8 protein-coding genes are annotated in these 10,055 nt (G+C 73.3%); 5 read left to right on the top strand and 3 right to left on the bottom strand.

Annotated features, from left to right (window positions below; all coding sequences use genetic code 11):
• Positions 1–202: 202 nt before the first annotated feature.
• Entirely contained in the window at positions 203–1,015 is an 813-nt protein-coding gene (locus GE300_RS21550) for a hypothetical protein (protein WP_154449629.1), read from the top strand.
• A 952-nt stretch (positions 1,016–1,967) separates the two neighbouring features.
• Here GE300_RS21550 and GE300_RS21545 read toward each other — a convergent pair.
• The gene (locus GE300_RS21545) at positions 1,968–3,692 is read right to left on the bottom strand and encodes a peptidoglycan -binding protein (RefSeq protein WP_154449627.1); all 1,725 of its coding nucleotides are present in this window, start codon (positions 3,690–3,692) and stop codon (positions 1,968–1,970) included.
• A gap of 3 nt (positions 3,693–3,695) precedes the next feature.
• On the bottom strand, positions 3,696–4,862 hold the full coding sequence (locus GE300_RS21540; protein ID WP_407647756.1) for a biopolymer transporter ExbB: 1,167 nt from the start codon (positions 4,860–4,862) through the stop codon (positions 3,696–3,698).
• Positions 4,863–5,042: 180 nt separating this feature from the next.
• On the opposite strand from GE300_RS21540, the gene GE300_RS21535 reads away from it, so the two are divergent.
• From GE300_RS21535 to GE300_RS21525, 3 genes are read left to right on the top strand one after another with little or no spacing between them, the layout of a single operon-like run.
• Entirely contained in the window at positions 5,043–5,966 is a 924-nt protein-coding gene (locus GE300_RS21535; RefSeq protein WP_154449624.1) for an SPFH domain-containing protein, read from the top strand.
• 4 nt (positions 5,967–5,970) lie between these two features.
• A complete protein-coding gene (locus GE300_RS21530; protein WP_154449623.1) occupies positions 5,971–6,441 on the top strand; it encodes an NfeD family protein in 471 nt (156 codons plus the stop codon).
• Positions 6,442–6,492: 51 nt separating this feature from the next.
• Positions 6,493–7,863, top strand: coding sequence for a LysM peptidoglycan-binding domain-containing protein (locus tag GE300_RS21525; RefSeq protein WP_154449621.1), 1,371 nt, complete (start codon positions 6,493–6,495; stop codon positions 7,861–7,863).
• Positions 7,864–8,204: 341 nt separating this feature from the next.
• Here the strand turns inward: GE300_RS21525 and GE300_RS21520 are convergent, their stop codons facing one another.
• Positions 8,205–8,789 carry a gamma-glutamylcyclotransferase gene (locus GE300_RS21520; RefSeq protein ID WP_154449619.1) on the bottom strand — a complete coding sequence of 195 codons (585 nt, stop codon included), beginning with the start codon at positions 8,787–8,789 and terminating at the stop codon, positions 8,205–8,207.
• Positions 8,790–8,881: 92 nt separating this feature from the next.
• Here GE300_RS21520 and GE300_RS21515 point away from each other — a divergent pair, with 92 nt between their 5' ends.
• On the top strand, positions 8,882–9,937 hold the full coding sequence (locus GE300_RS21515) for a DUF2125 domain-containing protein (protein ID WP_154449617.1): 1,056 nt from the start codon (positions 8,882–8,884) through the stop codon (positions 9,935–9,937).
• Positions 9,938–10,055: the final 118 nt, after the last annotated feature.

Genomic DNA, 10,055 nt, shown 5'->3' with positions numbered 1-10,055 from the left:
TGGACCTGCAGATCAGCGAGCCGGGCAAGCCGCAGCTGTCCTCGCGCCGGCCGCCGCTGCTGACGGCGGAATAGACCGCCGCAGCTGCCGCTTCGACGCCGCCCCCCTCGGGGGGCGGCGTTCTGCTTTTCCGGCCGATTAACCGGTTCTCAATGCCTCGGGCGCAGGGTGCGATTCCGTAGCCGCCCGAGGAGGACCCCGCGTGTCGCTTGTGGAGATCGCCATCACCCTGGCCGCCGCCGGCGCGGGCGGCACGGCCGCCTGGACCGTCTGGCGGCTGTCGGAGTTCCTGAAGCGCCACCTGCCGCGCCGCGCGGCCCGCGCTCCGGCGGCCGCGACCGCCGCGGACCCGGCGGCGACAGCGCCGCGCGCCGTGGCTGGCGACGCTGCTGGCGATGCGGCTGACGATGCGGCGGCGCCCGCCGCACGCGCGCCCGCGGACCTCGCCCCGCCCCCTGTCCCGCCCCCCGCCGCCGATCTGGCGTCCAGGCTGGACGCCCTGCGCGCCGATGTCGCCACCCTGGCACAGGCACAGCTGGTTCTGCTCGAGGGCCGGGCCGAGCGCGAAAACCGCCTGCTGGCCGAGATGCGCGCGATCGCCGCCACCCCCGAACTGTCGAACGGCCTGTCGCGGGTCGAAAAGGCCCTCGTCGCGCTCGCCGACCGCCTGCCCGAGACCGCGCCGGAAGCGGACCAGACCGCGAACCGCGGTTCCGCGGCCGACGCCGACCGGACGCCGCCGCGCGCGCCGGGCGCGGCCCGCGAGGTGGTGATCGACGACGACCGCGACGCCGACCGCGACGACGGCCGCGACGACGACGGGAACCGCCGCCCCGCGCCCCGGCCCGAGCCGGCGCGCGACCGGGGCGACAGCCTGGTCTCGATGCGCGAGCATGCGCGCGGCGCGGACGACAGCCTCGTCTCGATGCTGGATCACGCCCGCAACGGCCCCCGCGCGGACAGCAGCGCCGAGACCGGTCGGCTCGGCCGCCGCGGGCTGGGCCCGGCGGAATGACATGGGCAGGCGCCCGACACCCGAGCCGCCCCGTCCGCTCGCCGCCGCAGCCGGTCCGCTAGGCGACGTGCCTGTTCGGACGGCAGTCAGGCTCCGCGACGGATGTCGGCTGCGATGCGACCACGACCCTCCGACAACCTGGCCGAAAGCTGACATCATCGCTTCGATCCGTTGCCGTCCGCCGTCCGCGAAACCACGCTGATCGTCATCGTTCACCATTTCCCCGGCCAGAGACCACTCCGCCTCGCTCGCGATCCGGCCGCGCCAAGGGACCTTTCCCAACAGCTTTCGCCGAACGCCGATGACGTTGAAATGGCGTGCCCCGTCATGGCGAGCGGCATGGAGCCTCAGGGAACCGCCCACGATGCCTCCGCCGTCGCCGGCGTCGTCTGTTAGCCCCAGTTCGAAGTCGCTGACGGCCTCACGCGTACCCGGGATAACCCCGCTCAGGGTTGCGCGGCCGGCGCTCACCGCATCCAGCAGGTTCTCGTTCGGAACGCTCCGGTCAAGAAACCATCCATCCTCGGGCAGCCATCGCTCCCGTTGAAGGGCGGTCTGCGTCTCGAGACCCGCCAGAGCCGGTCGGGGTCGGCGCGCAACTCTTCCCTCGATCGCCCCGCCATGCTCCGGTTTCCGCTGGCGCCGCTACCGGTTTCGACCGCCATCACCGACCCGTCATCTTGACGGCTTTCCCGTTCAGGCGCACGACCAGAGCGTGGCGAGACCGCCGCCGCGGCCAGGTCCCGAACGGAACCGGCACGGCCTGCGGTCGCCTTCCCCTGCCCCGACTGCCGCCGCCGCCATCTCGCCCGCCCGATCCGGTTCGCGGCGTCGCTTACGAAGTTCTCAGATTCACTTCATCTGAACTATCAATGGCTTGATGGGGTTTTCACGGTGAAACCCCCCGATTTCACGATGACACGCGGGGCAGGTACCTGCTTTCGGACACCGTTCAGCGTTCGGTGAACTTCAGTTCGATGCGGCGGTTGCGGGCGCGGGCCTCGGGGGTGTTGCGCGGGTCGATCGGCTGGTACTCGCCGAAGCCGTTCGCCGCCAGCCGCTCGGGCGGGATGTCCTCGTTGTCGATCAGGTACCTGACCACCGACAGCGCCCGCGCCTGGCTGAGTTCCCAGTTGTCGGCGAAGCGCGCGCCCGAGATCGGGATGTTGTCGGTGTGCCCGTCCACGCGCAGGATCCAGTTGATGCCGGCGGGGATCTCGTCGCGGATCTCGCGGATCACCGCCGCCACCTCGGACAGCTGATGCCGGCCCTCGTCGCCCAGCTCCGCCGAGCCGCGGGCGAACAGCACCTCGGACGAGAACACGAAGCGGTCGCCGACCACCTCGATGCCCTCGCGGTCGCCGAGGATCTCGCGCACCCGACCGAAGAACTCCGAGCGGTAGTTCTCGAGGTTCTTCGCCTCGGCCTCCAGCCGCTGGCGCTCGGCCTCCTCCAGCTCGCGGCGGCGGCGTTCCTCCGCGGCCAGCTTGCGCTGCTCGGCGGCGACGCGCGCCAGCGCGGTGTTCAGGTCCTGGCCGAGGTTCTCGATGCGGACCTGCTGCGCCTCGTCCTCGGCCCGGGCCTCGTCCAGCAGCGCCTGCAGCGAGCGCAGCTGCTGGCTCAGCGCCGCGGTCTGCTGGTTCAGCAGCTCGACCCGGCGCTGGCTTTCCGAGGAGATCTCCTCCTCCTGCGCCAGCTCCTGCCGGGCCAGCTCCAGCAGCGCCCGGCGCTGCTCGGCCAGGGTCTGCGCCGAGTCGCGCTCCTCGGCCAGCTCGGCGCGGGCGGCGTCGGCCTCGTCGCGGGCGGCGCGGGCGGCGGCCAGCAGGGTCAGCGTCTCCTCGGCGCGGGCGCGGGCCTGCTCCAGCTGCAGGGTCATCGCGGTCAGCTCGGCCGAGGAATTCTCCAGCCGCTCGCGCAGCGCGCGCGCCGCCTCGGCCTCGACCAGCCGGGCCTGCTCGGCCTCGCTCAGCGCGTCCTCGGTCTCGGACAGCGCCGCGGCCTGCTGCTCGATGGTGGCGGCCTGGGTGTCGCGCTGGCTCTGCAGGTCGGCGACCAGCGCCTCCAGCGCCTCGCGCCGCGCCGCGGCCAGGCGCGCGGCCTCGGCCTCGGCGTCGACCTCGTCACGGGCCCGGGCCAGCGCCAGCTGCAGCGCCTCGGCGCGGCTGAGGGTCTCGGCGTTCTCGTCGCGCAGCCGCTCCAGATCCTGCTGCGAGGCGGCCAGTTCGGTCTCGGTCTCGGACAGGCTGGACCGTGCGGCGGCAAGCGAGGATTCAAGATCGGCCCGCTGGGCCAGCAGCCCGGCGACCTGCTCCTCGAATGTGGCGATCTGCTGCTGCGCCTGGTCGCGCTGGTCCGACAGCGTCGCGATCAGCGCCGCCTGCTGCGCGGCCTGCGCCTCGGCGGCGGACAGGTCGTCGCCCAGCGACTGGACGTCGCCTTCCAGTTCGTCGGCGCGTTGCTGCTCCAGCCCCAGGGCGCGGGCAAGCTGCGCCACCTCGCCCGACAGCTGGTCGAGCTCGCGGTCGGCCTCGGTGATCCGGTCGCGCAGCACGAACTGCACGATCATGAAGATCGACAGCACGAAGAACAGCACCAGCAGCAGGGCGGTCATCGCGTCGACGAACCCCGGCCAGATGTTGGCCGTGAACCGCGAGCCGGACCTGCGCGACAGCGGCATGGCCTAGCCCCTCGTCGCCTGGCGGATGGTTTCGGTCAGCTGGGCGATCTCCTGCCGCAGCTCGGCCACCGAATCCTGCCGGCCGGCGGTCATCTCCTCGAGGATGCGCAGCAGTTGCGTGTCCATGTTGCGCAGCCGCATGCGGCTGTCCGCGTCCAGCGCGCCGCCCTCCTCCTCGCGCGCCTCGAGCACGGTGGCGATGCGCTCCTGGCTGGCGGCGATGCGGTCGAAGATCGCCTGGTCGGCGCCGCCGCCGCCCTGCGGGCGCTCGTTCAACTGCTGCGCCAGCGCCATCACCGCGTCGGTCAGCCGGCTCATCTTGGCGTCGGTCTCGATCCGGCTGCTCTCGGCGCGCACCGCCAGGTCGCTGAGCGTCGAGATCTGCGAGGCGGTCATCTCCGAGCCGCCGCCGCCCAGCATCCCGGTGCCTTCCTCGCCGGTGAACAGCGACAGCTTGGTGATCGAGCTGAGCCATTCCTCCAGTTCCGAATAGAACCGGTTCTGCCCGTGCCCGGCGAACAGCTCCAGCAGGCCGACGACCAGCGAGCCGGCGAGGCCCAGCAGCGACGAGGCGAACGCCGTGCCCATGCCGCCGAGCTGGTCCTCGAGCCCGGTCATCAGGTTGTTGAACACCTGCATCGAATCCTGCCCCTCCTGCGGGGCGAGGGCGCGGATCGTGTCGACCACAGCCGGCACGGTGGTGGCCAGGCCGTAGAACGTGCCCAGCAGGCCGAGGAAGATCAGCAGGTTGACGATGTAGCGGGTGATGTCGCGCGCCTCGTCCAGCCGGGTGCCGACCGAGTCGAGGATCGAGCGGGTCGAGGTCGAGGTCAGCTGCTGCCGCGCCTCGCTGTCGCGCAGCATCGCCGACAGCGACGCCAGCAGCCGCGGCGAGGCGGTGAACTCGTGCCCCGGCCGGTCCAGCGCGAAGCCCTCGATCCAGTTCACCGACGAGATCAGCGCGAACACCTGCCAGAAGCAGGCCAGCACCCCGACCACGAACACCGCCAGGATCACCCCGTTCAGATAGGGCGAGGCCAGGAAGATCGGCGCGACCGCCGGAAACGCCAGCACCGCGCCCGCCGCCGCCAGCGCCAGGATGACGACCATGATGACGATCTGCCGGAACGGCTGGGTAAACTGCGGTTCCTTGTCGCGATCCATCAGCATGAACGCCCGTGCCCCTTGGTATTGTATCCGTGCCGCGCTGCCGCAGCAGTCTAGCCGTGCCGCCCATGGCGTCCAGTTGTCAATTGCTGCTGCGCAATAATCGGGGGTTTGCGCGGCTTTTGTTGCGTCACCGTCATCCTTCCCCCATATCTGGTGGTCAGTCGGATTTCTGCGAGGGGCATGATGCTGGAAACATTCGGACCGCCGGCGATCGCCGGCGCCATCTTCGCCGTCGTTCTGATCTGGATGATGGTCAAGTCCGTGCCACAGGGCGAGGAATGGACCGTCGAGCGGTTCGGCCGCTACACCCGCACCCTGCGCCCCGGCCTGCGCTTCCTGGTGCCGATGATGGACCGCGTCGGCGTGCGGATCAACATGATGGAGACCGTGCTCGACATCGAGAGCCAGGAGGTCATCACCCGCGACAACGCCATGGTCCGCGCCGACGCCGTCGCCTTCTACCAGGTGATCGACGCCGCACGCGCCGCCTACGAGGTGCGCAACCTGGAGCGGGCGCTGTCGAACCTGAGCCAGACCAACATCCGCGCGGTGATCGGCGCGATGGACCTGGACGAGAGCCTGTCGAACCGCGACATGATCAATTCCAAGCTGCTGACGGTGATCGACCAGGCCTCGAACCCCTGGGGGGTCAAGGTGACGCGGGTCGAGATAAAGGACCTGGCGCCGCCGCAGGACATCATCGAGGCGATGGGCCGGCAGATGAAGGCCGAGCGCGACCGCCGCGCCGAGATCCTGATGGCCGAGGGCCAGAAGCAGTCGGCGATCCTGAAGGCCGAGGGCCAGCGCGAAAGCCAGATCCGCGAGGCCGAGGGCCGGCGCGAGGCCGCCTTCCTCGACGCCGAGGCGCGCGAGCGCGCCGCCCGCGCCGAGGCCGAGGCGACGCGGATGGTGTCCGAGGCGATCGCCGCCGGCGACGTGCAGGCGGTGAACTATTTCGTGGCGCAGAAATACACCGAGGCGCTGCGCGACGTCGCCGCCGCGCCCAATGCCAAGACGATCATGATCCCGCTCGAGGCGGCCAGCCTGATCGGCTCGATCCAGGGCATCCGCGAGCTGGCCGACGCCGCGGGCAAGCGGGGCTGAGCCGGTGTTCTTCTGGCTCGAGACGCTGTCGCCGTGGTGGTGGGTGGCACTGGCGCTGATCCTGGGCGCGGCCGAGATGCTGACGATGTCGCTGTTCCTGCTGTGGCCCGCCGCCGCCGCGCTGCTGATGGCGGTGGTGGTGGCGGTGATGCCCGGCATGCCCGGAGAGCTGCGGCTGGCGGTGTTCGCGGCGCTGGCGATCGCGCTGACCTTCGCCGGCCGCGCGCTGGTGCGCCGTCATGGCGACGGCGGCGCCGGGGCGGACAGCCGGCTCAACGCCCGCGCGGCGCAGATGGTGGGCCGCCGCGGGCGGCTGCTGTCGGCCACCGACGGCGAACTGCGGGTCGAGATCGACGGCATGCAGTGGGCGGCGCGGCCCGAGGACGACGCGCCGCTGACCCCGGGCGTGCTGGTCGAGGTCACCGGCGCGCATGGCATGATCCTGCGCGTGCGGCCGCGGCTTAACCGCTCGTAAAGCCTGTCGCGCTAGGCCTGTTCCGGCATCCGCCGGAAGGAGTCTCGCGCCATGCTGCCCGCCCGCGCCGCCGTCCTTATCTGCCTGCTCGCCGCGCCCGCCGCGGCGCAGACCGCCTGCCCGGTGCACACCGTCGCCAGCGGCGACACGCTGCGCCGCATCGCCGAGCGCTATCTCGGCTCGCCGGAACTGTCGGGCCTGGTCTATGCCCGCAACCGCGACCTTATCGGCGCGAACGCCGACCGCATCACCCCCGGAATGCGGCTGACGGTGCCCTGCGAGGGCGGCATCGCCGCCGATCTGCCGGCCACCTCCACCGCCACCGCCACCGCCGGCCCCGGTGCCGCGCCGCCGGCGAGCGGCGACGGCCGGGTCTCGGGATGGACCGGCCCGACCCCGACCGACAGCGCGCCGGCCGCGCCCGCCGCCCGGCTGTCTGCGGTTCCGGCGGCGAACCCGGCGCCAGACCCGGTGCCGAACCCGGCGCCGGACCCGGTGCCGGCGCCGGATCCGAAGATCGCCGCGCAACCGACGGCGCCCGGCTCGGCCTCGGGGCTGACGCCGGCCGCGGCCGGCGCCGGCACCGCCGAGGTAGGCGTGGCCGGCGCCGGCGGCGATTCCGCCCCCCCCTCGCCGGCGGCACCGACGCCGGCTTCGGCCCCCGGCCCGGACCGCCCCGCCGCGGGCGCACAGCTCCACCTGGTCACCGGCGGGCCGTACCAGCCCTATGTGGCGCCGGCCGCGGGCGACGGCGGGCTGATCCCGGTGCTGGTCACCGCGGCGCTCGACACCACCGACGGCCCGGCGCCGCGGATCGCCTTCGTCAACGACCGCGATGCCCATGTCACCGAACTGCTGCCGCGCGGCGTCTACACGCTCAGCTTTCCCTGGGTGTTCCCGGACTGCACAGCGCCGGACCTGCCGCCGACCGGCATCCGGCTGTGCCAGGACTACGTCGCCTCGGACAGCCTGTACGAGCAGGTGACCGAATTCTACGCGCTGAGCGCCGGCCCGTTCGCCGAGGCGACGACGCTCGCCGCGCTGGAGGGCGCGCGGATCTGCCGTCCCGAGGGCTGGCCGGTGGACGACCTGCTGGCGGCGGGGCTGCTGCCCGACCGCGCGCGGCTGCTCACCCGCCCGGACCCGGGCGGCTGCCTGGACGCGCTGGACGGCGGCGCCGCCGACATCGCCTCGATGGACGCGATGCTGGCCCGCGCCATCGCCGGCCGCCGCAACCTGGACAACCCGCTGGTGGTGCTGGAGCCGCTGAGCCGGGTCGAGGGTCTGCGCGCCGTCGCCCGCGCCGACGACCCCGAGGGCCGCGCCGCGATCGAGCGGCTGAACCGCGGCCTGCGGGCAATCGCCGAATCGGGCACCTGGTTCGACCTGGTGCGGGCGCAGATCCTGTTCGCCGACGGCTGAGGCCGCACCCGCGGCGCCAAGCGGTTGCCCCGGCCCGCACGTCCGCCGGCCGCCGCCCGCGGGCGGGTCCCCAAACGGCAGCGGTCCGGCTGCGCTCGACCGCCGCCGCATCCGGCGCATCCGGCCGCCGTCGCCAAGCCTGACGTCACGCAGCCGCCGCGTGATCGGGCGTGCGCAGGGCGGCGGTCCGGCCGCGCGCAGGCCTTGCCGCCGGCTCGCGGCGGCGCAGCCGGCCGCCTTGCGAACGCCCGCCAGGCCGTTGCCGCCGGCTGCGTGGTGGCGCGTCCGCGGCACATGGACGCCTCGGCGACGCCTCGACCCGAGCGCGGTCCGCCGCCGCCTCAGGGCAGCCGGCGCACCCGCTCGGCCAGGTCGAACAGCTCCGGATCCTCCAGCCCCAGGTCGTGCAGGCTGCGCACGGTGTTCAGCAGATAGTCGCGGTTGCTGCCGGCCGGGCCCTCGGCGCGGGCGATGATCTCGGCCTGCGCCCCGGCGTCGAGCATGCCGCGGTACTGCTCGTGGCCGCAGTCCATCACATAGCACAGCGCCTCGACCCGGCGGCCGTCGGCCAGGGTCAGCGGCTCGACCACCTCCAGATAGGCCGACGACACCAATTCGCGCTCGCGCAGGTAGGACAGGCAGCCCGCGGCGCCGGCGCCGCCGCCGACGCGATAGGCGACGCCGGTGCAGCGCGCGCCGCGCTGCCGGTCCAGCGCCAGCACCAGGCCGGGCGCCTCGGGGGTGCCACGGTAGACGATCGAGGCCATGCAGAACGAACGGTGATAACCATCCAGCGTCGCCAGCACCTTCTCGGCGGCGTCGAAGCCGGGGTTCCACATCAGCGAGCCGTAGGCGAACACCCAGAATCCCCGGTCGGTGTCGATCGGCACGGTGCCTCCCGCCTGCGGCCCAGCGTCGCTGCCCATCGCCTGTTGGTCTCCTGTCTGACGGCGGGCCTGTCGCCCGGCTTCGACGGCTGGTATAGCGCGGCGGAACCCGCAACCGAAAGCCCGTGCCGATGATGCGCCGCCTGTTGTTCATCGTTCTTGCCGCCGCGCTGCTGTGGTCCGGCTACTGGTGGGTCGGACAGAGCGCGCAGAAGGCCGCGATCGACGGCTGGCTGGAGGCGCAGCGCCAGCGCGGCCGGGTGGCCGAGGCCGGCGCGGTGCGCGTGCGCGGCTTTCCCAACCGCTTCGACACCACGCTGACCGAGGTGACGCTGGTCGACCCGGCCAGCGGCCTGTCGTGGACCGCGCCGTTCTTCCGGATCTACGCCCTGAGCTATGCGCCGAACCACGTCATCGCCGCCTGGCCCGGTTCGCAGACCCTGTCCGGCCCGTTCGGCAGGTTGCGGATCGACAGCCGCGAGATGATGGCGAGCGTGCGCTTCCGCGCCTCGACCGCCCTGGCGCTGGCCGAGGCGCGGGCCGAGCTGAGCGGGCTGCGGATCAGCGCCGACGCCGGCTGGACCGCCGGGCTGGCCGATGGTCAGGCGGCACTGCGGGCCACGCCGGAGGCCGAGACCGGAGACGGGTCCGGAGCGAACGCGCCGAACCGCTACCAGCTGTTCCTGCGCGCCAGCGCGCTGGACCTGCCCGAGGCGCTGCGCCGTCGGCTCGACCCCGAGGGCGACCTGCCGGACACCATCGGCGCGGCGCGGCTGCGCGCGACGGTGACGCTGGACCGGCCGCTGGACCGCCGCCTGGCCGACGGCGCGGCGCCCGCGGTGACGGCGCTGGAGATCGACGAGGCCGAGGTGGGCTGGGGGCCGCTGCGGCTGGCGGCGAGCGGCCGGCTGAAGGCCGACGCCGACGGCCTCGCCGCCGGCAGCATCGCCCTCGAGGCGCTGGAGTGGCGCCAGCAGCTGCGCATGGCGCGCCGCTCGGGGCTGATGCCGCCGCCGGCCGATGCCTGGGCCGAGCGGCTGCTGGCCGCCTCGGAGACGACGGCGCAGCAGTCCGCCGAGACCGACCTGAACATGACGCTGCGATTTCGCGGCGGCCGGACGTGGATCGGGCCGATCCCGGTGGGCCCGGCGCCGCGGCTGAACGCCGGTGCGCCGCCGCCCGCCTGAGCCGCGCCCGCCCGTCTGACCCGCGCCCGCCCGCCTGAGCCGCGCCCGCCCGTCTGACCCGCGCCCCCGCCCCGTTCAACCGGGGCGCCGCGGCCCCCCGCCGCGGCGCGCAGCCAGC

It is taken from the genome of Halovulum marinum, assembly GCF_009697225.1.
Classification (GTDB): domain Bacteria; phylum Pseudomonadota; class Alphaproteobacteria; order Rhodobacterales; family Rhodobacteraceae; genus Halovulum; species Halovulum marinum.
Note: the sequence above shows the minus strand (reverse complement) of the source record. Positions and strands in the feature narration are given on the sequence as shown.